Source organism: Cytobacillus solani (assembly GCF_001420595.1).
GTDB lineage: Bacteria > Bacillota > Bacilli > Bacillales > Cytobacillaceae > Cytobacillus > Cytobacillus solani.
In genome coordinates this window covers 214,525-238,265 of the sequence record NZ_LJIX01000003.1, presented here as the reverse complement: position 1 = coordinate 238,265, position 23,741 = coordinate 214,525, and the positions used below count along the sequence as shown (strand labels likewise).

21 protein-coding genes and 3 other annotated features are annotated in these 23,741 nt (G+C 38.1%); of the genes, 9 read left to right on the top strand and 12 right to left on the bottom strand.

The features are described from left to right. Positions 1–440: 440 nt before the first annotated feature. Complete coding sequence (locus tag AN957_RS01210; protein WP_245637750.1) at positions 441–1,304, bottom strand: DUF2167 domain-containing protein; 864 nt, start codon at positions 1,302–1,304, stop codon at positions 441–443. Between the two features lie 486 nt (positions 1,305–1,790). Between AN957_RS01210 and AN957_RS01205 the strand changes: the two genes are divergently transcribed. Further along, the gene (locus AN957_RS01205) at positions 1,791–2,009 is read left to right on the top strand and encodes a hypothetical protein (protein ID WP_053478027.1); all 219 of its coding nucleotides are present in this window, start codon (positions 1,791–1,793) and stop codon (positions 2,007–2,009) included. 200 nt (positions 2,010–2,209) lie between these two features. Further along, on the top strand, positions 2,210–3,499 hold the full coding sequence (locus tag AN957_RS01200; RefSeq protein ID WP_056681873.1) for an erythromycin esterase family protein: 1,290 nt from the start codon (positions 2,210–2,212) through the stop codon (positions 3,497–3,499). Positions 3,500–3,795: 296 nt separating this feature from the next. Here AN957_RS01200 and AN957_RS27485 read toward each other — a convergent pair whose 3' ends face one another. Continuing rightward, the gene (locus AN957_RS27485; protein WP_156319156.1) at positions 3,796–3,954 is read right to left on the bottom strand and encodes a hypothetical protein; all 159 of its coding nucleotides are present in this window, start codon (positions 3,952–3,954) and stop codon (positions 3,796–3,798) included. Positions 3,955–4,351: 397 nt separating this feature from the next. On the opposite strand from AN957_RS27485, the gene AN957_RS01195 reads away from it, so the two are divergent. Continuing rightward, complete coding sequence (locus AN957_RS01195) at positions 4,352–5,632, top strand: DUF5068 domain-containing protein (RefSeq protein WP_056681870.1); 1,281 nt, start codon at positions 4,352–4,354, stop codon at positions 5,630–5,632. A 56-nt stretch (positions 5,633–5,688) separates the two neighbouring features. On the opposite strand, the gene AN957_RS01190 is transcribed toward AN957_RS01195, so the two are convergent. From AN957_RS01190 to kdpF, 6 genes are all read right to left on the bottom strand, one after another. Then, positions 5,689–6,897, bottom strand: coding sequence for an MDR family MFS transporter (locus AN957_RS01190; protein ID WP_056681866.1), 1,209 nt, complete (start codon positions 6,895–6,897; stop codon positions 5,689–5,691). Between the two features lie 174 nt (positions 6,898–7,071). Beyond that, positions 7,072–7,746 carry an AlkZ-related protein gene (locus AN957_RS01185; RefSeq protein WP_245637749.1) on the bottom strand — a complete coding sequence of 225 codons (675 nt, stop codon included), beginning with the start codon at positions 7,744–7,746 and terminating at the stop codon, positions 7,072–7,074. A 160-nt stretch (positions 7,747–7,906) separates the two neighbouring features. Further along, positions 7,907–8,545, bottom strand: coding sequence for a K(+)-transporting ATPase subunit C (gene kdpC, locus AN957_RS01180; protein ID WP_056681863.1), 639 nt, complete (start codon positions 8,543–8,545; stop codon positions 7,907–7,909). An 11-nt stretch (positions 8,546–8,556) separates the two neighbouring features. Continuing rightward, positions 8,557–10,623, bottom strand: a complete 2,067-nt coding sequence (gene kdpB / locus AN957_RS01175) for a potassium-transporting ATPase subunit KdpB (protein ID WP_056681858.1) — start codon at positions 10,621–10,623, stop codon at positions 8,557–8,559. Between the two features lie 15 nt (positions 10,624–10,638). Beyond that, the gene (gene kdpA / locus AN957_RS01170) at positions 10,639–12,333 is read right to left on the bottom strand and encodes a potassium-transporting ATPase subunit KdpA (protein WP_056681855.1); all 1,695 of its coding nucleotides are present in this window, start codon (positions 12,331–12,333) and stop codon (positions 10,639–10,641) included. Positions 12,334–12,355: 22 nt separating this feature from the next. Beyond that, entirely contained in the window at positions 12,356–12,436 is an 81-nt protein-coding gene (gene kdpF / locus AN957_RS29060) for a K(+)-transporting ATPase subunit F (protein ID WP_075209063.1), read from the bottom strand. A 263-nt stretch (positions 12,437–12,699) separates the two neighbouring features. Between kdpF and AN957_RS01165 the strand changes: the two genes are divergently transcribed. From AN957_RS01165 to AN957_RS01140, 6 genes are all read left to right on the top strand, one after another. After that, positions 12,700–15,411, top strand: coding sequence for a sensor histidine kinase (locus tag AN957_RS01165; RefSeq protein WP_056681852.1), 2,712 nt, complete (start codon positions 12,700–12,702; stop codon positions 15,409–15,411). Next, positions 15,404–16,108 carry a response regulator gene (locus tag AN957_RS01160; protein WP_056681849.1) on the top strand — a complete coding sequence of 235 codons (705 nt, stop codon included), beginning with the start codon at positions 15,404–15,406 and terminating at the stop codon, positions 16,106–16,108. The genes AN957_RS01165 and AN957_RS01160 overlap by 8 nt, the downstream gene beginning before the upstream one ends. Before the next feature lie 331 nt (positions 16,109–16,439). After that, positions 16,440–17,591, top strand: a complete 1,152-nt coding sequence (locus tag AN957_RS01155) for a M14 family zinc carboxypeptidase (RefSeq protein WP_056681845.1) — start codon at positions 16,440–16,442, stop codon at positions 17,589–17,591. Beyond that, complete coding sequence (locus AN957_RS01150; protein WP_056681842.1) at positions 17,588–17,914, top strand: hypothetical protein; 327 nt, start codon at positions 17,588–17,590, stop codon at positions 17,912–17,914. Before AN957_RS01155 ends, AN957_RS01150 begins: the two co-directional genes overlap by 4 nt. Positions 17,915–18,008: 94 nt before the next feature. After that, positions 18,009–18,263, top strand: a complete 255-nt coding sequence (locus tag AN957_RS01145; protein ID WP_056681838.1) for a hypothetical protein — start codon at positions 18,009–18,011, stop codon at positions 18,261–18,263. A gap of 72 nt (positions 18,264–18,335) precedes the next feature. After that, the gene (locus AN957_RS01140; RefSeq protein ID WP_056681835.1) at positions 18,336–18,650 is read left to right on the top strand and encodes a hypothetical protein; all 315 of its coding nucleotides are present in this window, start codon (positions 18,336–18,338) and stop codon (positions 18,648–18,650) included. Between the two features lie 62 nt (positions 18,651–18,712). On the opposite strand, the gene AN957_RS01135 is transcribed toward AN957_RS01140, so the two are convergent. The 4 genes from AN957_RS01135 to thrS all read right to left on the bottom strand — a co-directional run bounded on the left by AN957_RS01135 (position 18,713) and on the right by thrS (position 22,598). Beyond that, positions 18,713–19,216: a DinB family protein gene (locus AN957_RS01135; protein ID WP_053478024.1), complete on the bottom strand. Its 504-nt coding sequence runs from the start codon at positions 19,214–19,216 to the stop codon at positions 18,713–18,715. 168 nt (positions 19,217–19,384) lie between these two features. After that, on the bottom strand, positions 19,385–20,326 hold the full coding sequence (gene corA / locus AN957_RS01130; protein WP_056681832.1) for a magnesium/cobalt transporter CorA: 942 nt from the start codon (positions 20,324–20,326) through the stop codon (positions 19,385–19,387). Positions 20,327–20,481: 155 nt separating this feature from the next. After that, positions 20,482–21,285 (bottom strand): bifunctional DNA-formamidopyrimidine glycosylase/DNA-(apurinic or apyrimidinic site) lyase, encoded by an 804-nt coding sequence (mutM, locus tag AN957_RS01125; protein WP_053478022.1) that lies wholly within the window; start codon positions 21,283–21,285, stop codon positions 20,482–20,484. Positions 21,286–21,386: 101 nt separating this feature from the next. Beyond that, on the bottom strand, positions 21,387–22,598 hold the full coding sequence (thrS, locus tag AN957_RS01120; RefSeq protein WP_053478021.1) for a threonine--tRNA ligase: 1,212 nt from the start codon (positions 22,596–22,598) through the stop codon (positions 21,387–21,389). A 58-nt stretch (positions 22,599–22,656) separates the two neighbouring features. Then, positions 22,657–22,892: a binding site (T-box leader), on the bottom strand. Positions 22,893–23,118: 226 nt separating this feature from the next. Continuing rightward, positions 23,119–23,353, bottom strand: a binding site (T-box leader). 32 nt (positions 23,354–23,385) lie between these two features. Further along, positions 23,386–23,620: a binding site (T-box leader), on the bottom strand. Positions 23,621–23,741: the final 121 nt, after the last annotated feature.

Sequence of the window (23,741 nt, the reverse complement as noted above, 5' to 3'; positions counted from 1 at the left end):
CAAACATCTTACTCTGTTCCACATCGTCCTCGACTCCTTTTCATTATTCCACTAAAAAATTCCATCAACAAAAAGATGCATACCCTAGAAAGAGCATGCATCTCTAGAAAAGGCATAGGAGTGTACCTATACCTTTTTATCGTATAATGGAATTCGCACTTATACAGAAAAGAGGCAAGGACAATGTATGAAATTAATAACTATGAAGCGTGTTCTAAGATCTCGCATTGTCCATTCCTCCTTTGTAAAAATTATTTAGTGTTCTTGAAGATTACCATTTTTATCTAATAATTGTCAACAGTCAGATAACACGAAATTTGTATCAGCCATTTTTTAGCGGTTATAACGCAGCACCATTAATGCCAAAAGCAGAAAAAACCTCTTAGGTGAATAGAAGCCTAAGAGGTTTTTCCGATAAAACTATTTTAATTCTAGATTATTTATTGATTTAAGGAATCATCTGAACCAGTTGATTGGTTATTCCTTTTCTTTTTTCGAATGAAACCAAATAAAGCTGCAATTCCAGCTACCGCAATTATGCCAAATTTTTTCCCAAATGCAAGAATAACAGCTAGGATCCCTGCCTTTTTAGCTACAGCTAGACCTGCACCACCTAGAATCAGTCCAGTTAAACCGTAATCTGCTACTTTATCAGTAGACTTATCAAAATCTTCATATTTTTTTCCATCATTCACTTTGAACTTTGAAAGTATTTTTTCATCAAGCAGCTTTTTATCCGCTTCTCTGTTTTGTGGATCAGTTACAAGAATAACTGAGATGTTTCCCTCTCTTGTTAGGATTCTTGTATTATAATTTAAAAATGTTTCCTTGTTTTCGTCTTCAAGTAACATTGACCAAGTCAGATTATGCGTTTTTTCCTCATAGAAAGGCTTAATATCCCAGCCCGTTACATAAAAACGGTCGCCTGGCTGGCGTTCCTTATTTGCTTCTTCAGTACCTTCCTTATAACTCTTTAATAGTGCTTTTGCATCTATTTTCTCTTTTTCAGCATCTTTAATGTGACCAGACTCCTCATAGTCAAAAAAGACTGCCCATGTTGCATTCTCATCTGTTGGAAAGATGCTGCCCACTTCAAGACCTGAAACTGGATCCCCGTAATCCATACTCATTTTCTTCGTATTTTCTGCATCAAGAAAGATGAATTCTGGGTCAAGATCAACTGTGGCAATTCCACCAAGATCAACGGGTTGTCCCCCCTCAATCCAATTATAATCTTCTTCTGCTGCCACTGTTGTACTAAACATCATGCATAGTACAAACAACATTAATACCAATCGTTTCATTATAAAATTTTCCTCCCAATCTCTCATACATAAATAAATTAAAACAAAAATCCTATACCAAAATTACCCATTTATGATTTTATCATACTATTATTACAATAAAATGGGTATAATTGCATGATTTTTACAATTGATTAAGGCTATGAATTTTTCTTTTTCTGAAAATCATACTAATTACTCATATTAGTAAAGTTTTAAAGGATCTTCGTTCACATAAACACTATGTAAACCTTAGTAAATCGAACTATTTTTGTAAGCTAAGATTTTTATAGATTTCAATTTATTTGTACCCACAACATACTTACAGCATTGTTTTTACCCCTACAAACAATCCTAAAGAACTAGATCTTTAGACCCTTCTTTTTATAAATAGTAGAAAGTTTAAGAAAAAATTTTCTATATATAATTTTGGTCTTTATCTATCGTTCATCACATATTTTTTAGAGAGTAGAGTATCACATTTTATATGAAATAGGGGAGACGAAAATGTTTACAGTAAATTTTTTTGAAAACAAAAATCTTTTATTAAGCCAATTGCTCAATAATGTCCCATCTGTTGGTGAAAACCTAACCATTAAAGGACGTAAGGGGAAGGTTTCAAGCGTTACTAGTTCAGATGAGAGAAACTACCATGTACAAGTTCTTCTAGAAACAGTCAGTAAAAACAAACCTACTATAGACAACACAAAAAAGAAGAAAAGATAATCGGGAGATAAAAATTCTATTTTTTATTTTCTAGTCAACAAAGACAAGTAAATTTATACTGTATATTCGCTTTAAAGTTGGGGACAGGGTACCTGTCCCCTAATGATTTCATTAATCAGAAAGTGTATGAGAACACAAGAACCTGGAAACAATATCCCTTAATCTTTAGATTAATAAGCAAACGATATTGAGGGATAGAATTGGAGAAAAAGTTCATTCAAGCTATTCAAAGCTTTGCACACCCACTCAATGATCTTCGGGATCTAGATGTACTAATAAAAGGAATGAATAACGAGAAGTTTGTTTTACTTGGTGAATCCTCACATGGGACCTCAGAATTTTATAACATTCGAGCAGAACTTTCAAAAAGACTAATTCTGGAAAAAGGTTTTACCTTTTTAGCAGTTGAAGGTGATTGGCCGGTTTGTCAGAAAGTCAATGAATATATTAAAGGCTGGGATCTGAAAAGCAACCATGCCCGAGATGTATTACAGGCATTTAACCGCTGGCCAACCTGGATGTGGGCCAACGAGGAAATGGTTGAATTTATAGAATGGGTAAAAGCCTATAATCAAAGACAGCCTCTTGAGAGAAAAGTTGGGTTTTACGGGATTGATGTCTACAGCCTTTGGGAGTCATTAGATGAAATAGTGAACTATTTAGAAGAAACAAACTCACCTGATATTGTGGCAGCAAGAAAAACAATTGCCTGCTTTGAGCCATTCAATCGTCAACCCGAAAAATATGGTATATCTGCAGCTTTCTATTCAGCTGACTGTCATGATGAAGTCATAAAACTGTTAACAGATATATCTTTAAAAAGGAATATCTATTTGGATAATGAAGAAAGTGGATTAAACCTTGAGGTCAATGCACTTATTACGGCAAATGCAGAAAATTACTATCGGACAATGATAACAAACGATAATGAATCATGGAATATCCGCGACCGCCATATGGTTGAAACATTGAACAGAATTATGATGTTCTTCGGGAATCAGGCAAAGGGAATTATCTGGGAGCATAACACCCATGTTGGCGATGCTAGAGCAACAGACATGGCAGATGAGGGAATCGTGAACGTCGGACAATTATTGAGGGAACAAGAAGAAGAAGAAAATCTCTTTATTATTGGATTTGGTACACATCGCGGTTCAGTCATAGCTGCTGACAAATGGGGCAATAACTTCAAACAAATGATCACCCCTCCAGCCCAAGCTGACAGCTGGGAAGACCTTATGCACAGGGCCAATACTAAAAATAAAATATTACTATTTAATAATGAAAATAGGCATGTATTCAATCATCCCATCCGACATCGTGCCATCGGCGTCGTATACAACCCTCTAGACGAGCATTTAGGAAATTACGTACCCTCAAAAATGTCCGAACGATACGATGCGTTTATTTATATCAATAACACGAATGCACTTCATCCACTTGCGGGACAGAGAGACAGAAACCGTGTCCCAGCAGAGAATCAGCAATAGGATGCAAATGGAAAGGGAATCAGCCATTCTAGAATAAAGTAGAAAAACAACCAGTTACTGTAAAAAAACAGCAGCTGGTTGTTTTAATATTATTCCCTGCCAATTTCCGGTCTATTTCAAAGATTGAAATAGGATTTGTTCGTTTTGAACTACGTATTTCCCATTACCTAGATCATACATACCGGGTACATAACGATACACTCGGTATTTTTCTCCCTTTTTCAAAATACGCGGGAGTTTTTTTGTTTTGTTGATTTTTTCCCATACAACTAATTCACCATTGTTCTTATATAGAATTACTTTTCCTCGTAAAACTTCCTTTGTACCATCGCTATATTAAAGATGGCAAGATTATCAAGGATTTTTTCTCGTTCCTTGGCATCCGTAGGCAAGCTGTCTTTTAAAGGCAGAACAATAGAAACTTCGCGGCTTTGCATATTTGTTTCAATTTCCATCGGTCGGCCAAGTACCTGCACAGTTTGATTATAAATACCTTTAAAGTTTGCTTTTTCATTGGTTGGATATCCTTATCGTTATTTAGAATGATTTAGCGTAAATTGTCATACAAAATAATCATAATATATATTATTTCTTAAGGATTGCATAGAAGTTCAAGAAAATAGTAAAAATTCCCATCTAATGTCATATAATCATATAAGTCTTTTCTCACTTCAATTATCTGCATGACTAAAATCACTATGTTAAACTACCATTTTTTAGTACAAATTGATCAAATTTCTCATCCCGTAACATTAGGTATATTTTGCCACTATTAGACCTTTTTACCCTTGTTCAATTACCATATTATAGTAGGATTAGAGAATAATTTTTATTTGGAGGTTGTTTAGATTTATGCCAAAAAAACTAGTTACCTTGCTCATTGCTATGCTAGTAGCTGCATTCGTTTTAGCCGGGTGTAGTGGAGATAAGCAAGCATCTAAGGAGAAGGAATCAGAAGGTTCTAAAGAAACAGCTGCAGCAGAAGCGGATAAGAAAGAAAAAAATGAAGATACAGAAAAAGAAACAGAAGAAGCCGATACAAAAGAAAATGAAGGTTCCAGCGACTTTTCGGAATTAATTAGTTACATGGAAAAAGAAACAGAAGGAACGACTAAGATCCTTTATGAAAATGACACTCCGCAAAAGCACGAGATGGAAGGGGTTTCTGTCTCATTAGATGCATATAAACTTGTTGAATTAAAAGACTTTCATACAGATTTTATGATTCCGTTTAATGATCAAACAAATGGTGGCGTCATTATTGCCAAATATACTGTGAAGAACGAAACAGATAAAGATGCTTATTATATGCCTGCGTTTTATCTGAATTTTACAGGTGCTTCGAAGGCATATAATAATTATAGAGATCTTTTGCCTGAAGAGGAACAGCTGCCAACAAAACTAGCTCCTTCCAACGGATACTTAATTAAATCTGGAGAAACTATTTCCGGCTATTATACGTACCCATTTGGTGATGATCATTTAAAACAAGTACTTAATTTATCAACTGCAGCCATAGAGGTCCCTGCTCCACTAGCTGTAAAAGATGATTTTTCTTCTTCATTCGGAAAAGAAGGACAATTCACACTGTCACTGAATGAAAGCGGCGAGAAAAAAGTAGAAGGTAATAAGAGCTTTTATCAAGATAAGGCAACCATTGATGATATGGGCACGAAAACAATGATCGAAGAGAAAAATGGAATTGGTAAAAGTGAACCTCTTGGTGATGCGACTGTTACTTTGGATGGGTATCAATTCACTGAATTTGTACCAAACGAAGTGGAAGCACCGCGATTTGAAGCGTTCAATAATGGGGTTGTTCTATTAACTGTAAAGTTTAATATTGATAATAAAGGTGCTTCAGAGATTGCCCAAAGTTCAATCAGCTCTAAACTAACGGTTAATGACGGAACACAATATATGCTTAACGAAGGCATGTTACTAAATTATAAATATAGTGATGTAATTGCACCTGGAGCTAAAGGTGAGCTGCTGCAAATCTATGTATTAGAAAAAGAAATGTATGATAAAATTTGGAAAGATAAATCATTTGAAGTTGAAGTAGGACCAATGAGAGATAAAGAAGCAAAAGATCTTTCAAAAGGGAAAAAGGTTACATTTACTCTAAAATAATTTGATCTTCATAAGCCTTTCCTCGTTTTTAATCGAGGAAAGGCTTTTTATTTATTCTATAGCGCCTCACATCTCTGTACTTCTTTAGAAGACCCGGCAAAACGATCTCCTGCCCGATAAAAGAAAACACTAAGTAATACAATAAGGGCCATTGTGCCAAATAAATAGGCTCCGCTTCCAAACGTTAATAGCCAACCGCCTATGATAGGACCGACGAAGCTGCCGACATTTCTAAACTGAGCTGCCCCTAAGTAAGTTCCCTTTTGATCATCTGGCGCAATTTGATCAATTAGAATATTCATAGAAGGAAACGTAAAAATTTCCCCTAATGTTACGACAGCGATAGCCACAATAAGCATAGGGAGATTTGTTCCAAAAATAAAAAGAATATAACCGGCAACAAAAAAGAGAATCCCAATGGTCATTGCATTGACAGCTGATATTTTTTCACTCCAAAGACTAATTGGAAATTGCAGCAGAATGACAATCGCAGCGTTTAATGCAATTATGACTGAATATAAATAAACCCCATTTTCGAAATTTATTTCTAAAAATTGTGGAATAGTAGAGTCCAATTGAGAATACCCAATATTAATAAAGATCGCCCCTAAAATAAAGAAAACAAGTGCACGATTAGAGGTCACAATTTTTAGCATTTGAAAAATATGAACCGGTGACTTGCTTATAACCTGCCGCATCGTATAGCGATTTAAAATAATGAAGAGAAAAACACCATAAACACAATACATAAAACCTGTAATAAAAAATGGGATGCTCTGCGTTGAAACAGTAGCAATGTAAGCCCCTAGCAACGGCCCGATTACACCTGCAATATTAATGGCTGTATAACGAAGTGTAAACATCCTTTTGCGCTGATTAGGTTCAGTGAAATCAATCATTAACGCTTGTGTCGACGGCTCAAAAAAGGAGCGGCATAACCCATTTAAAGCGTTCAGGAAAATAAATAGGTAAATACTTTTGGCTAATCCAAAACCAATAAAGACAAAGCTCCAAACAAAAATCGTCGTAAGGATAACCTTTTTTCGGCCAAATCGATCGGTCAAATACCCGCCAATAAAACCGCCAATTGTCGCAACAAGTGGTGCGACTCCTACCGTAATTCCGATTAATACCGGATGAACATCCTGCGTATTATGCAAATATAAAGCCAAAAATGGAATAGCCATAAAACTGGCTATTCTTGTAAAAACCGTGCCCCCAAGGATAACCCAAACAAGGATATGGAAAGATTTTGTCTTTTTCATTATGTACGTATCCCTTTCTTATAGAAACTGTCCATCAATTTGCAAAAAAATTGCCACAAAAAAACACACGTTCGATTATGTTGATTATAATCGAAGGCGTGTTCCTTTTAAACATTTTTTTGTAATTAAATGGTTTATAAAAGAGACTTTCATGATAAATTGTTGTTTACTATATCACACAAGAATTTTTTCGAGTTTTTTTACAGAGGTTTCATTCGTACATATATTTTTAAAGTGTGTCAGAAGATAGTCTATGGCTTCTTCTCTATTAATTTCAATTAATTCTATCTGATTTCTTTTTGCCCAAGAATCATACGTTTCAAAAGAAGTGCTGCTCCAGCCATTCTTTTCCCCATTCTCATCCGTTTTTTCCTGAATGCCTGAAATAACTATATCCATTGTTCCTTGCAATTCTACTAATGCATTTTCAAATATCTTCTTTTTTTCTTTCTCCCGCATATCTGCTTTCGTCCTCAATGTTCTTGTATCGATCCCTTCTTCAAGACTAATAATCCTGAACAAATGCAGCGCTTCTTTTGATACATTCCCATTGTAATAACGTTCTTCAACCGAATCATTATAGCCAAGCACCTTTTTCACATAAGGGAGTAACTGTCGGGATACAAGTATTGATTTTTTCTTCATAAATTTCCCGTACCCAGCTACCCCTTCTGCAGAAAACTTCGTCCTCCAATTCCAAGGATCGAATTCTGTCCCAGAATGCCAGGCTTCTTCCAAAGTAATGCTATTCAAGGATGGAAAATCAGGTATCAAAGGGGCCAGAGGCAGCAATCCAACCTCTTCAACTACTTTTACAGCTTCCTCATATGTTTTCACTTTATAATCCATCAGCATAGCTCCTTTATATAAATCTTTTCCTCATATCTTCGATAAACCTGTCAAAATTCCCTTCTTTACGAGACATAGGCTGTCCCAAAAATATAACTAAATAAAAATGGGACGAGGTTCCTGTCCCTCCGTCCCACACTAATCAGTTTCTTTTTCCCTGTCATTTCTCCTTCATTTTATTATATATATCCAAGTTTGCAGCAAGGACGTTTACCTTATCTTCTCCAAATATGCCTAATACACGGTTTTCTGTATTTGCCTTTATTATTTCCTTCACCTCCGCAGCTGAAATACCACTTGCTTTTGCCACACGATCAATTTGAATTCGTGCTGCATCTACACTAATATGCGGATCTAAACCTGAACCAGAGGCGGTCATTAAATCTGCAGGAATCTCTTCTCGATTAACTGATGGATTTGCTTTTAAAAATGTCTCAATATCAGCTTCTATTCGTTTCTCCAGCTCCGGGTTGGATGGGGCATAATTGAAGGTGCCAGAGCTGACACCACTATAGGCTGTTTCCCCATTTTGATTTGGCAAAACGTCCTCTTTTGTATAGACGTTATAATTCACTGCAGATACACGCCCCCAGAAATACTCAGGTGCTGTAAAAGCCTGACCCAATTTTTCGGAGCCAACCGTTTCACCATCTATCTCTATTAAACTGCCATTTGCCTCATGGGCAAAAAACGCCTGAGCAACCCCAGTGATTGCGAATGGGTAAATCAAACCACATAAAACGAACATTGCTAACGTGACCAACAATCCTTGCTTTGCATTTTCAAATAATCCCTTCATAACCTTTCCCCCTATAGACCGATCATTTGTAAAATTGGGCTAACAAGTAAATCAATTATTTTAATCCCGATAAATGGTGCGATAATGCCGCCTAGCCCATAAACTAGTAAGTTCCTATTTAATAATTTAGATGCACTCATCGGCTTATATTTAACACCCTTTATAGCAATCGGGATTAGGAAAGGGATAATAACCGCATTAAAAATCAGTGCAGAAATAATAGCGCTTGTTGGCGAATTCAGCATCATCACGTTTAGTGAACTCATCTCTGGTACCGCTGCCATCAACATAGCCGGAATAATCGCAAAGTATTTGGCTAAATCATTTGCAATACTAAATGTCGTAAGTGCACCACGGGTCATGAGCAATTGCTTGCCGATTTCCACTACTTCGATAATTTTTGTTGGGTTTGAATCCAAATCTACCATATTGGCAGCTTCCTTTGCCGCATTTGTCCCTGAGTTCATTGCGAGTCCTACATTTGCCTGAGCAAGTGCAGGTGCATCATTTGTACCGTCACCAGTCATTGCCACTATTCTTCCAAGGGCTTGCTCATCCTTAATTACCTTTATCTTGTCTTCCGGCTTGCTTTCTGCAATAAAGCTATCCACTCCTGATTCCTTAGCGATGGATGCAGCTGTAAGCGGATTATCCCCCGTGCACATAATTGTTTTAATTCCCATTGCACGAAGCTGATCAAAACGTTCTTTTAAACCAGATTTCACAACATCTTTCAAATAGATTACGCCTAGAATCTGATGATTCTTCACCACAACTAGTGGCGTCCCTCCTACAGATGATACTTGGTGAACTAGTTGTTCTAAATCTTTAGGAATTACATGACCTGCAGCAATGCTTTCTTTTCTTATCGTATCGTAAGCACCTTTGCGAATTTTTGTACCATCTTGCATATCAAGTCCGCTCATTCGTGTCTGTGCGGTGAATGGAATGTGCACACTTGAATCTCTAATCATTCCCTCATCCGCAGTGTCCACTTTTAGTTTGCATGCTAGTGATAAAATGGATTTCCCCTCAGGTGTATCATCCGTCAGCGAGCTAAGCCATGCAGCTCGTATCAGCTCTTTTTCAGCTACTCCTTCCACAGGAGTAAATTCAGTTGCCATACGGTTTCCATACGTGATCGTACCTGTTTTATCCAATATCAATGTATCCACATCACCGCATGCCTCGACAGCCCTCCCTGACATGGCAATGACATTAAACTGTGTGACACGATCCATCCCGGCAATCCCAATTGCAGATAATAGTCCGCCAATGGTCGTTGGGATTAGACAAACAGTAAGCGCAATTAATGTCGCCACCGGAATATGCACATTTAAATAAGTCGTCATCGGATAAAGAGTAACAACAACAAGTAAAAAAATAATGGTTAGGCTAACTAATAATGTGTTTAACGCAATTTCATTTGGTGTTTTTTTACGTCTCGCTCCTTCGATAAGAGTAATCATTTTGTCTAAGAACGATTCACCAGGTAGTGATGTAATTTCGATTTTCAGCCAATCACTTGTTACTGTCGTACCGCCTGTAACAGATGCAAAGTCTCCACCGCGTTCCTTTACAACAGGAGCTGATTCACCCGTAATGGCCGATTCATCCACTGTCGCAATCCCTTCAATTACTTCTCCGTCATTTGGGATGGTTTCCCCAGCCTGCACCAAAACAATATCTCCTCTTTTTAGCTCATATGCTTGCTTCATTACTTCAGAGCCGTCAGGAAGAAGGACACACGCCCCAGTCACTGTTTTTGTTTTCTTTAATGTTTGAACCTGTGCTTTTCCACGGCCCTCCGCAATCGACTCAGCAAAGTTAGCAAATAAGATAGTGATAAATAGAACAAAGGCAACGATGGCATTATAAATGCGATCATCCCCACTTGCATCTGCATCTAACATCGCTGGAAAAATGGTTAACAAAAGAACAAAGATAAACCCAATTTCCACAACGAACATAACAGGATTTTTTACCATATATATTGGATTAAATTTCTTAAAGGCTCCTAAAATAGCACTTTTAATCATTTCACTCGTTAAAAAACTTTTTTTTGAAGCAGTCTCCATTAACTTCTCACCTCGTCAAAAATGTATTTGTAAATGCTCAGTAATTGGACCAAGTGCCAGCGCAGGTAAAAATGTTAAGGCGCCAATCATCAGGACAATTCCGACAAGCAAGAATGCAAACATGGCATTATCTGTTTTCAATGTTCCTACCGAATCGCTGTGCCACATTTTTTTTGCAAGGAGAGAGGCAATAGCTAATTGGATTATAATAGATAGATAGCGGCCAAAGAACATCGCTAGTCCAGTCGTTACGTTCCAAAATGTTGAGTTATCAGCTAATCCTTCAAATCCTGAACCGTTGTTAGCCGATGAAGAGGCAAACTCATACAGAACCTGTGATAATCCATGTGCGCCCGGATTTGTGATCCCAGCCACCCCGGCTGTTGTTGCGACAGCAAGCGCTGAGAATAAAAGAATAATTGCAGGGTGGATCAATATGCAAAGTGCGATTAGCTTCATTTCTTTTTCCTCAATTTTCTTTCCTAAAAACTGGGGAGTCCGACCAATCATCAGACAGGCTATGAAAATTGTTAGAAGCACGTACATCATCATGTTCATCAATCCAACCCCCTTCCCACCAAATACAACGTTCAACATCATATTGAACATCGGCACAAGTCCACCGATTGGAGTTAAGGTATCATGCATATTATTAACAGACCCCGTCGTGAAGGCTGTTGTCGCAACAGTGAATAAAGCTGATTGTGCGACACCAAAGCGCATTTCCTTCCCTTCCATACTGCCAAGATCCTGTGTGATCCCAAGTTCACTAATAATTGGGTTCCCCGCTTGCTCTGCCACATAACAAGTAACTAATCCAATTAAAAACAGAACACTCATTGCTGCAAAAATGACGAAACCCTGTTTGCCAAATAACATTTTCTTACGGCGATGGGCAACCATTAGGCTAAAGGCAACGACACAAGCTCCTGGCAGCAGCATCATGGATAGCAACTCTACGATATTCGTAAGAACTGTTGGATTTTCAAATGGAGTTGTTGAATTTGCCCCATTAAAGCCCCCGCCATTTGTTCCAACATGCTTAATCGATTCAAGTGATGCGATAGGCCCAAGAGCGATATCCTGCATCTTGCCTTCGATTGTCTGAACAGTCTTATTCGCGCTGAAGGTTTGCGGTGAACCTTGAGATACTAGAATAATTGAAACGATGATAGAAATAGGCATTAATACACGAGTAATTACTCGTACAAAATCAACAAAAAAATTACCTAGTGTATCAGTTTTGGCCACTAAACGTCTGCAAAACGCCATACACGCCGCATAACCTGTTGCTGCTGAAGTAAACATCATGAATGTAATAACAAGCATTTGGGACATATAACTTAAGCCTGATTCCCCACTATAATGCTGAAGATTTGTATTTGTCATAAAAGAAATGATTGTATTGAATGAAAGCGTCGCTTCCATATTTCCAACGTCATTCGGGTTCAAAAACAAAGCAGATTGAACACGCAATAAAACGTATCCAATGAATACCATAAAGGCATTGGTAAGAATCAATGCCAGCACATATTGTTTACCGGTCATGTTCACTTGCTTGATGCCGCTCAGTTTGTAGATAACATGATCGACTCGGTTTAATACCGGATCGAGCCAGGTCTTTTGCTGCATCGTCACATGATACAGGTAATGACCGGCTAAAATGACAAGCGGTACATAAATGACTAAAATAATGGCAATTTGCCACATATTCCTAACCTCCTAAAGGCAATTAATAGTTTTCTGGGTAGAGTAATGCATGCCCTAAATAACCAAACAGCAGGAAAATAATAATCCCTAAAACTATCCACATCCCTATTCCCCCTTAATTATTCACTTGTTTGTAGCACCATATGGTCAGTCCATAAAGACTAGCAAAGCTTACAGCCAGCAAACCAATCATGAAAACATCCATCAATTGAATCATCCTCTCTTCTAATGAATGGTTTCATCATAATGAAGTTCAAATTAATGTAGTGTTAGAAAAACGCATTTTATATTAAGAAGACATTAAGGTAAAAATCTTTACACTTTCTTAATGTGTATAGGAGCTATAATGAAAGAGAGGTGAAGGGGATGGAAGATACACGTCCAATTCCAGAGGAATTATTAGCAAGAATCAAACAAGATGATACAGATGGAATAACAGGCAAACTAAAGATATTTCTTGGATACGCTGCTGGAGTAGGAAAAACATACGCCATGCTTGAAGCTGCTCAGCTGGCAAAAAACCTCGGTACCGACGTCGTGGTAGGTTATGTAGAACGGCATCCCCGTCCCGAAACTACCGCTTTGCTAGTAGGACTTGAACGAATACCAACTAGAGAAATAACTTATAAAGGAAAGGTATTTGAAGAACTGGATATTGATGCTGTCATTAAACGGAAGCCGGAACTTGTATTGATTGATGAGCTGGCCCACACAAATGTACCAACAATGCGCCATTTAAAACGATTTGGTGACGTGGAGGAATTACTTGCAAAGGGTATTCATGTATACACAACCGTCAACATCCAACATATTGAAAGCCTTCACGATTTGATAGAAGAAATAACAGGAGTAAAAGTACGTGAGCATATACCAGATTATATGATTGATCATGCTGCGCAAATAAAACTTGTCGATATTGAACCAGATGATTTAATTCAACGGTTAAAAGAAGGGAAAATTTATCATCCCACACAAGCGGAAAAAGCATTGAACTTCTTTTTCCGAAAACAGAATTTAGTCGCCCTGCGCGAAATTGCACTAAGGCGGACGGCTGATACCATTTATCATCAAAAGACTCAGCAGAGTAAGTCATCTGATCCATGCATTCATGTTGAGGAGCATATATTAGTAGGCATCAGCTCATCTCCCACAAATGCAAAAGTGATTAGAACAGCCGCAAGACTTTCCCAGGCTTTACATGGGAAATTCACAGCACTTTATGTACAAAAAAATGATTGGAATGATAGCAATAAAGCAAATGCCCAGCGACTGCAGCAGCATATAAAACTAACTGAGCAGCTCGGTGGACATGTAGTGATCGTTCAAGAAGACGACATTGCAGCGGCAATTGCAAATTACGCAAAAATTAGCGGTGTGACAAAGTTAGTAATCGGAAGAACGGCACTGAAAAAGAAATGGGGGGTTCCTCATTCAAAAATAAGTGATAGGCTCAATGACTTTGTCCCAAACTTAGCCATTCATATTGTACCGGATGAGGAAAACGAATCGATTCGTTTTTTGGGAGTAAGACCTCAAATTAAATTTGAGTGGATGGACTTATTTAAAATGTTAGCAGTTTTTGGTTTGGCATCGCTTATTGGACTGTTTTTCTTTGCCTACGGTCTGAAAGAATCAAATATTATTACAATATATATATTAGGTGTTTTAATTCTTGCAACATGGACAACTGGATGGATCATGAGTATGATTAGCTCGCTGATCGCTGTGCTTACCTATAACTTTTTATTTACCGAACCGCGATTTTCATTCGAAGCTTACCATCAGGACTACCCAATGACATTTATCATTATGTTCCTTTCCGGGTTTATTACAAGCAGCCTAACGAGGAAAGTGAAAGAACAAGCATCCGCTGCCGTTCGTAAATCTTACCGCATGGAAGTGCTGCTCGAAACAAACCGTAAATTACAACACGCAAAATCCATTGAAGAAATTATCAATGAAGGAATGGCACAAATTATTAAACTAGTAGAAAAGCCAGTATGTTTTTTTGAGATCAACAATAACCTGATCATAAAATCTGCTTTTTTCAAAACAGATAGCATGACTGACATAGAAAACAAAGAAATAGCTGCCGCATTTGAAAGTGCCAGTGAGCGTGGAGTGGTGATCTGGGCTGCAAGTAATACGCATGTAGCAGGTATGTCAACAGATATCTTTCCAGCGGCACAAGCCTATTATTTACCTGTTGTGTCAGGCGGCAATGTGAAGGGAGTAATCGGAATTGCTCTATCAAAAGAATGGCCATTGCCCGCATTTGAACGTCATATTTTGCACGCCATCATTAATGACTTTTCATTTGCCATTGATAAATGGTATTTACAGAAAAGAAATGAAGAAGTTGCTCGAGAGGCAGAGCTGGAACAAATGCGAGCAAATCTTTTGCGGGCTATATCTCATGATTTAAGAACACCGCTTACTAGTATTTCTGGGAATGCGGATATTTTGTTAACGAGTGGCAAGCTGATAAATGATAGAGAGAAAAATCAGCTTTACCAAGATATTTATAATAACTCAAAATGGCTCGTACAAATGGTAGAAAATTTGCTTGCTGTTTCAAGGCTTGAGGATGGACATTTCGCTATTGAGATGCAGCCTGAACTTATAGAAGATATTTTTCAGGAAGCACTTCTGCACAGCGTTCATTTGAACAATACACACAAAATTTCTTATCATATTGAGCCAGAATTGTTATTTGCCTTGATGGATGCACGACTCATGATTCAGGTCATCATCAATATCATCGATAACGCATTGACTTATACACCTGCAGGCAGCGAAATAACCCTGAACGCGAAGGAAGTCGGTGACAATGTACATTTTAGCATCATAGATAATGGACCAGGCATTGAAGATTCATTAAAAGCAAGATTATTTGAGCCTTTTACAACAGGGAAAGTACAGCGAAGCGACAGCCGCCGTGGTCTTGGGCTTGGTTTATCATTATGCCAAACAATCTTAAAATTACACGGAAGTGAACTGACTGTTACGGATAATAAACCGATTGGTACCATATTTATTTTTCCGCTTAAAAAAGGAGCTGTAAATATCAATGAATAAACGAATCCTTGTGGTAGAAGATGATGTTGCTATCGGTCACTTAATTAGAATGACTTTATCTACTCAGCATTACGAATATGACATTGTACACGATGGCGGGAGCGCTCTTCAAAAGACCCTTTCAATGAGACCCGATGTCATCATTCTCGATTTAGGACTGCCCGATATAGACGGCGTCCATATCATTCAAAAAATCCGTAGCTGGTCGCAAACCCCCATTATCGTCGTAAGTGCACGAGGTGAAGAATATGATAAAATCAATGCCCTTGATGCTGGTGCCGATGATTACGTGACAAAGCCGTTTAGCGTAGAAGAACTGCTTGCTCGTATTCGAGTAGCATTAAGGCGAAATACAAGCGAACAAAGCTTGGATCAGGCTCAGCCTATATTCGTCAATGGCGATTTACAAATTGATTATTTAGCAAATACTGTCTTTGTGCATGGGAAGGAAGTGCATTTGACTCCGATTGAATATAAGCTGTTAGTCGTTTTATCCAAACATGTCGGCAAGGTGCTGACTCATAATTTTTTATTAAAGGAAGTATGGCAAACAGTACTGCAGTCAGATGTCCCTAGCCTGCGTGTTTTTATGGCGACACTCCGTAAAAAGATTGAAGAAGATCCAGCAAACCCGAAATATATCCAGACACACATTCGTGTTGGTTACCGAATGCTGCGCCATGGGGAAGAAGAATAAGAAGAAACAAGAGGGACAAGGTTCCTCTCCGGGTACCTTGTATATGCAATAGGAATATGTAGAACTATCCTGCGCTACAAATAAAATCATAAGATAATCTTAAGATATCTATAAGGAAAACTAAAAAAACAACTCCCTACTCTCTGTTTAAATAAACATAGAAAGAGGAGTTGGTTTTTTTCAAAATATTTAATTTTAGAGAGGAGAGATTTGATGAAACGTTTTTTTTATTATTAGTCACAGTTGTATTGATCATAATGATGGATCTATCAGCTGGGTTTGCTCATGCCAATCAAGATGAGGTTAAGACAAATGCTGAAGTAGAGTTAAAGTGGACCAGCCGCTCCTTTCCATCACAGAGGAACGTACGATAAAAGTACAGGTTGATTTTGGCAGGAGAGTAAATCTCAATAAGCTAGAGTGGACATTTGGAGGAAAATCCTTTTCCAAGTGGAAGCAATGGAATGTTAAAGCTAACGAGTACAGCGGAGATTCGTATATTTCATTTGTTAAAGAGCCTGCCTATTCTGGAAATTCTACTATTATTAAGGCAGAAATTAAATTTGGTCTGCCTTATGGGACGACAGATTTATCACCAAGAACGATTCGTGTGCTTTATCCTAAACTGATAGGGAAATACAAGCTAGAGGTAAAGGATCTGCAATCACAGAAGGCTGCAGCAGCGACATTGAAATTGAATGTATATGATGAATTTCTGAAGTATGAAGAGATAAAGCCAACCATTGATGATGTGATCTCTAAAGCGGGCGATGATCGCTACCTAGCGTATAAGACGATTGGGAAATCCTCTGAAGGACGCGATCTTCATTTTGTGATTTTGGCGAAAGATGAAACTGCAGTAGATAAGTATTTAGATGAAACACTGCCAACAGCTCTTGAAAATCCTGCAGAACTATTAAAGAAACTTGAAAATGGCACAATAGGTGATTATCAAGTTCCAATCTGGTTTAACAACATTCATCCAGATGAGGTTGAAGGTATTGATGCTCAAGTAGAATTGTTAAAAAAATTTGCCCTTGAGGATGAAGTGACATTCAAGACAACAGATGAATATAACAACAAGCAGAATGTAACATTAAATATAAAAGAAGTACTTAATAATGTTATTATTCTTTTTAACTTTACTCATAATCCGGATGGTCGTGCTGCAAATACTCGCGCAAACGCTGAAGGGTTTGATTTAATCCGTGATAATGCCTACCAAACACAAGTGGAAACGGTGGCTGTTAATCAAGAGTTTGCAAAATGGACACCGTTGTCATTTATTGAATTACATGGATATATAGAAGACTTTATAATTGAACCTTCAACACCACCGCATAATCCTAACTTTGAATATGACCTGCTGATTGAAAGTATGATTGAACAGGCTCATGCGATGGGCCGGCTGGTGTGGCCAACTCAAAGATTGAATCTTATACAATTCCGATGCTTGATTACGGGATTGGCTGGGATGACATGAACCCGTCCTATATGCCGATGATCGCAATGCTTCAAGGCAGTCTTGGGCATATAGTCGAAGTACCGACATTAAGCCAGGATTCACTTAATGCAGCTGTTCATGTAGGACTCGGTGCAACAGACTTTGTCGTAAAACACAAAGACGAGCTCTTTAAAAAGCAGTTGACACTTTTTAAACGAAGTGTTGACGGAGAGGACAATCGCAAAGTCGATAAATGGTTTGTTAATTCGAAGGGTGAAGAGATCGGCCGAATACGTCAATTCAAGCAAATATCGATTCTTATGTTGTTTCAAATTCAAATAATGATGCGATCAAGGCTGTGAACCAGTTGCTTAAGAATGGTAAAGAAGTCAAGCTTGTCCTAAAAGATGCCGGGATTATTCAAAGGGGATATTTCCTTGTTCAAACAAAAGACTTTTGACATATGCCAAAGATTATTCACTTGATACTACTCCAGCACCAGCTTCCCTCCAGACGGCAGTGCTGAAGCAGCCCAAAATCGCTGTACTCGGTTCAGCTGAAAGCAAGTTTGTCGTTAAGGAGCTTGGATTCCCGGTTGTTGATATAGATAAAGCTGATATTATCTTTGATGACGCAGGAAAAGTAACGAAGGAGAACTTGGTTGGTAAAGAAGTATGTTGGTACAGGTGGATGGTCTCTCCTAACCGTTAAGGAAGCAGGGCTTCTTCCAGGCTTTGATTTCGATGTGACTGAGCTCTGGTATGAAGGTTTGCTTCACGCTATATGGAAAAGGGGATATATACATCGGGATACGGTGCGAAAGAGTCTCTTTACGTTAGAACAGGCTCCTGGATTACAGCAGTACCAGAGGATGCAGAGGTGCTGGCAAAGGTTGCAGATGATGATGACTTCTTTATTGCTGGTCTTTGGCCTGGACACGGAAAAGCAAAAGGAAAAACTCTTGCCTTTACAACAATCTACAATGAGCAGCCATTTACATTATTTGCAAACGACCTTACATTCCGTGCCCATACCCAGCATAGCTTTCGTTTGCTCGCAAACTGCTTTTTCTTAGCCTCGATATATGATAAAAAATAATTAATGGTTACGAAGATTAACCTTCTTTGATGTCCGAAATGTGGGACGAGGCTCTCGTCCCATCACTTAAAAAGATAATATACATAGTCCGTTGGAATTCCTCGTTCACCTTGCTGATGCAGCATGGCTGATATGTTTCCGCGGTGGTAGGTGCCATGATTGACTACATGGTGAATAAGATCGGCAAGTACGAATTCCGTACGTCCAAATCGAGGGTGCTCAGTAATAATGATTTGCTCTCCATCCTGCTGCTCTGCAAAAAAATGATAATATTCTTCTGAAAGCGAATGATAAAGACCTTCAAGTTCGGCGATAGATACTTCAGATGCCTCTTGCTTTCGGCGGTTAACCGCTGTAACTGTATCCTGATAACTGCTTCCCTTCATCGTCTCCAGCCACGTGACATCTGTTGCATACAGGTGGACCATTACCTCTGAAATCGATGAGAACACACTATTGATCCTCTCTTTATAAATCCCCTCAGGCAATTGCTTCAAATGCTGGAATACTTTCTGGTTAGCCCAAACATGGTAATCGTACATTTTCTTGGCTCTGTTATCTTTCATTTCCCTATTCCTCCCAGCTGCTATATTTCTTTGAAATTATTTACTACAAAAATCTTTATTCTACACATATTCATTAATTCCTTTTCACATAGCTTTGAAAAACACACTTGATTCCTATTTAAAACAAAAATGGGACAAGGGTCCTGTCCCCTCGTCCCACCATATATTTTATTTAAACCAGCCTTTAATCCATAATCCGATTAACATAGTAGAGCCAACCACAAGCATTACTGTTAATACACCGAAGTATCCAAAATGCCAGGAGAGTTCCGGCATATATTCAAAGTTCATTCCATAAATGCTTGCGATAAAGGTTAAAGGGACAAAAACAGATGTCATCACAGTAAGCGTCTTCATAATCGTATTCATTCGATCAGAATTAATGGAAAGATAACTATCCCGAATATCTGCTGTCATTTCCCGATTGGACTCAATCATTTCAGAAAGCTTCAGCAAATGGTCGTATATATCCATAAAATAAATCCGTTCTTCTTTAGGAATGATTAAGTTCTCAGAGTTTAAAATCCTATAAAGTAATTCTCGCATAGGTAAAATGGTTCTGCGCAATCTAAGCAGTTTTTTCCTGATTTCATAAACTTCCTCAATTAAATTTTGGTTTGCATCTTTTGCTTCGATTTCATTTAATTCATCTTCCATTTGATAAACACTTGGGAAAAATTCATCTACAATTTTATCCATTATTAAATAGTAAATATATTTTGCACCTTTACTTATAACAGCTTTATCTTCTATTATTCTTTGTTGAATGAATTCAATTTCAACTGAGGATGTAAGATGAAAAGTTACAATGAAATTATGTCCTACAAATACATCCACTTCTTCAGGCATTAGTGAAGATTGGTTTAATGTATGCAAAACAAAGAAATCATAGCCCTCGTAATGGTCAAGTTTAGGACGCTGTAAAAAGTGCAAGCAGTCTTCTATCGCAAGTGGATGGAAATTAAAATGTGTTTTAAGAAGCTTCACTTCCTCTTCAGCAGGAGAATCAAAATCTACCCAATACCATTTTATATTTTGATCAGTTAAGCGATCCATTGGTATATCTTTTATCAGTTTTAAATCGACAGTAACAGCAAAAATCCGAATCATGTATTAGATACCTTCTTTATTTTTCGTCAATACACACTAAGCTTTTGCAATCATTACAAAAAATATTAATCGAAAGAAGTCTTAAAAGAAAAAGCACTGTAGTTCATTTCAAACGAATCACAGTGCTGTTTGGGATAATTTTTATTCTTTTCATTTTAATGCTGGCAGTTTTGACAGAAGTACGTTTTACGCGAGGAAATTTCTTTCATTGCAATCGGTGAATGACACCGTCTGCAATTTTCCCCTTCACGGCTATGGACATACATTTCATAGCCTCCTGTTTTGCCATCTCCCTTAAAAAGGGGCTCCTCCATATAACCGCCTTGTTGAATCCCGAGCTGAAGAATATGCTGGATTGATTCGTATAGGCGAGCAAGATCATCAGGATCTAGTTCATTTATTTTTCTTTCTGGCAGAAGCTGTGCATGCCAAAGAATTTCATCCGAATAGCGATTCCCGATGCCAGCAATGACCTCTTGATTCAGCAGTGTTGTTTTCAAACCCCCTCTTTTGTCTTTCATGATGGTATGAAAAGCATGGAGAGAAAAATTTTGATCAAGCGGCTCAGGCCCAATTTGTTGATATTCCTGCTGTACCATTTCATGTGATAAAAGATGTAAATACCCTAAACGGAGACCAATAAAGTAAAGGTGATAATTTCCAAAGGATAATTGTACCTGTACCGTTCGATCTGGACGGTCTTCTTCCTTTCCAAAAAACATTCGGCCACCAAGCATTAAATGCAAAAGTAAATTTGAGTCATTTTGCAGCTGGAAAACTAGATATTTCGCTCTTCTTTCAATGCCTTTTATTTTCTGATTTAAAACAAGAGAAGTAAATTGCTCAACTGGTACATTAATTGATTTTTCCCGGTTTATCGTGACCTCCGTAATTGTTTGACCGCCAATCAATGGTCGCAGCAACAATTTATACGTCTCCATTTCGGGTAGTTCCGGCATGATTTCACTCCTACATAAACATCTTTCATCGTATTATTCCGCCATACCTATACCCCTATTCTGGCAACAGCTATTTTTCAACTTTTCTTGTCGAACTTCCTTTAATTGTTTGCGTTTATTTCCTCACTGAAATGCTCAATCACAGCCTGAACACTCATGACGCCAAGATTTCCTTCCTTTCGCTTTCTTATCGCCACAGACCTATCCCTTGCCTCTTGATCACCGATGATTAGCATATAAGGAATCTTTTGCTTTTCCGCTTCTCTTATCTTAAGTCCCATCTTCTCAGACCTCGAATCCAATTCCACTCGTATTCCCGCAGATTCTAATTGTGATTTAACTTCAGAAGCATAATCAATATGGGAATCTGAAATAGCTATTATTTTTGCCTGAACAGGTGCCAGCCATAGCGGAAAATCACCAGCAAAATGTTCAATTAAGATTGCCATGAACCGCTCAACTGAGCCATAAATCGCCCGATGAATCATTACAGGGCAATGAAGCTTCCCATCTTCACCTACATATGAGCAGCCAAACTTTTCTGGCATTTGGAAGTCAAGCTGAACTGTTCCGCATTGCCAGCTTCGTCCGAGTGAATCCAAAATATGAAAGTCAATTTTTGGTCCATAAAAAGCTCCATCTCCAGGATTGATTTGGTATGGCATCCCTTTGCTTTTTAAAACAGACTCTAATGCGAATTCAGCTTCATCCCAAATTTCTTTTGAACCCATGTATTCGTCAGGCCGAGTTGAAAGCTCTACCTTATACTCAAAACCAAAATGAGCATAGAATTCATCAATCAAGGATAATACCTTATCTATTTCGGATTCAATTTGGTCTACCCGGACAAATAAATGGGCATCGTCTTGTGTAAAGGAACGCACCCTTAGCAGTCCATTAATAGAGCCTGACAGTTCATGGCGGTGGACTAACCCAAGTTCAGCAAAGCGAATCGGCAATTCACGGTAACTTCTTCGTTTATTGTTAAAAATTAAAATCGCTCCGGGACAGCTCATTGGTTTAATCGCATAACTTTGTTCATCCACATGAGAGAAATACATATTATCCTTGTAGTGCTGCCAATGACCTGACTGCTCCCAAATTTCCTGTTTCATCATAATAGGTGTTTTAATTTCCTGATAGCCTGCCTTTTGGTGCTTCTCTCTCCAAAGGTTTTCAAGCTCATTACGAATGACCATTCCTTTTGGCAGGAAGAAAGGCATCCCTGGTGACTCTTCCATTGAAGTAAAAAGCTCTAACTCTTGACCTAACTTTCGATGATTTCTTTTTTCTGCTTCGATTTGATTAGACATCTTAAAGTCCCCCTAATTTTTAAAATCTTTATAAATAAAAAAACGCACCCATCCCTATAAAAGGGACGAGTGCGGTCGTGGTGCCACCCTAATTCCATAAGGCACATGATGAAATGTGCTTTATGCTCAAAAAGATAACGGATTTACCGATTATAGTTAATTTGGTTTTAAACCAGTTCCCCATAATTGCTCCAAGGCGGTAAACTATTCCCTTTTCTTCAGGGCTTCCAGCCAATGACCCTGTTCTCTGGTAAGAAAATTAAAAATAATTCATGTCCTTTTCAACGCGATAACTATTTGATTTTATCTAGAAAAGCGCAAGCGCCTTGATCATCGCCGTACAAACTGGAAGGGTCACGACTGAGATAAAGGAAACACGGTGAGCGAGTGCGAACCGATGTTGACTTATCGTAGGGAGGGGACCTGAAGTTTGATAGGCGATAGGCGCTGGAGCTAGACAATTCTCTAACTCCAAAGTTAAAAATTCTGATACTATAAAAAAAAACGCACCCATCCCAACAAAAGGGACGAGTGCGGTCGTGGTGCCACCCTAATTCCATAAGGCACATGATGAATGTGCTTTATGCTCAAAAAGATAACGGATTTACCGATTATAGTTAATTTGGTTTCAAACCAGTTCCCCATAATTGCTCCAAGGCGGTAAACTATTTCCTTTTCTTCAGGGTTTCCAGCCAATGACCCTGTTCTCTGATAAGAAAGTTAAAAATAATTCATGTCCTTTTCAACGCGATAACTATTTGATTAAAAAAAACGCACCCATCCCAATAAAAGGGACGAGTGCGGTCGTGGTGCCACCCTAATTCCATAAGGCACATGATGAATGTGCTTTATGCTCAAAAAGATAACGGATTTACCGATTATAGTTAATTTGGTTTCAAACCAGTTCCCCATAATTGCTCCAAGGCGGTAAACCATTTCCTTTTCTTCAGGGCTTCCAGCCAATGACCCTGTTCTCTGGAAAGAAATTCAAAAATAGTTCATGTCCTTTTCATAGCTAATAACAGATCGTATTATTATTGCAAATAACTGTATTACAGATATTTAAAAATGTCAAGCGGATTTTAAAAAAACATTGTATACATTACACTTTAACTTTTCTAGTATAATTTTACACTGTAATCC

What these genes read in the sequence shown, in the direction of transcription:
- AN957_RS01210 (WP_245637750.1), bottom strand. Translation starts at nt 1,304, where the DNA reads ATGAAACGATTGGTATTAATGTTGTTTGTACTATGCATGATGTTTAGT.
- AN957_RS01205 (WP_053478027.1), top strand. Translation starts at nt 1,791, where the DNA reads ATGTTTACAGTAAATTTTTTTGAAAACAAAAATCTTTTATTAAGCCAA.
- AN957_RS27485 (WP_156319156.1), bottom strand. Translation starts at nt 3,954, where the DNA reads ATGGAAATTGAAACAAATATGCAAAGCCGCGAAGTTTCTATTGTTCTG.
- AN957_RS01195 (WP_056681870.1), top strand. Translation starts at nt 4,352, where the DNA reads ATGCCAAAAAAACTAGTTACCTTGCTCATTGCTATGCTAGTAGCTGCA.
- AN957_RS01190 (WP_056681866.1), bottom strand. Translation starts at nt 6,897, where the DNA reads ATGAAAAAGACAAAATCTTTCCATATCCTTGTTTGGGTTATCCTTGGG.
- AN957_RS01185 (WP_245637749.1), bottom strand. Translation starts at nt 7,746, where the DNA reads ATGGATTATAAAGTGAAAACATATGAGGAAGCTGTAAAAGTAGTTGAA.
- kdpC (WP_056681863.1), bottom strand. Translation starts at nt 8,545, where the DNA reads ATGAAGGGATTATTTGAAAATGCAAAGCAAGGATTGTTGGTCACGTTA.
- kdpB (WP_056681858.1), bottom strand. Translation starts at nt 10,623, where the DNA reads ATGGAGACTGCTTCAAAAAAAAGTTTTTTAACGAGTGAAATGATTAAA.
- kdpA (WP_056681855.1), bottom strand. Translation starts at nt 12,333, where the DNA reads ATGTGGCAAATTGCCATTATTTTAGTCATTTATGTACCGCTTGTCATT.
- kdpF (WP_075209063.1), bottom strand. Translation starts at nt 12,436, where the DNA reads ATGTGGATAGTTTTAGGGATTATTATTTTCCTGCTGTTTGGTTATTTA.
- AN957_RS01165 (WP_056681852.1), top strand. Translation starts at nt 12,700, where the DNA reads ATGGAAGATACACGTCCAATTCCAGAGGAATTATTAGCAAGAATCAAA.
- AN957_RS01160 (WP_056681849.1), top strand. Translation starts at nt 15,404, where the DNA reads ATGAATAAACGAATCCTTGTGGTAGAAGATGATGTTGCTATCGGTCAC.
- AN957_RS01150 (WP_056681842.1), top strand. Translation starts at nt 17,588, where the DNA reads ATGAACCCGTCCTATATGCCGATGATCGCAATGCTTCAAGGCAGTCTT.
- AN957_RS01140 (WP_056681835.1), top strand. Translation starts at nt 18,336, where the DNA reads ATGGAAAAGGGGATATATACATCGGGATACGGTGCGAAAGAGTCTCTT.
- AN957_RS01135 (WP_053478024.1), bottom strand. Translation starts at nt 19,216, where the DNA reads ATGAAAGATAACAGAGCCAAGAAAATGTACGATTACCATGTTTGGGCT.
- corA (WP_056681832.1), bottom strand. Translation starts at nt 20,326, where the DNA reads ATGATTCGGATTTTTGCTGTTACTGTCGATTTAAAACTGATAAAAGAT.
- mutM (WP_053478022.1), bottom strand. Translation starts at nt 21,285, where the DNA reads ATGCCGGAACTACCCGAAATGGAGACGTATAAATTGTTGCTGCGACCA.
- thrS (WP_053478021.1), bottom strand. Translation starts at nt 22,598, where the DNA reads ATGTCTAATCAAATCGAAGCAGAAAAAAGAAATCATCGAAAGTTAGGT.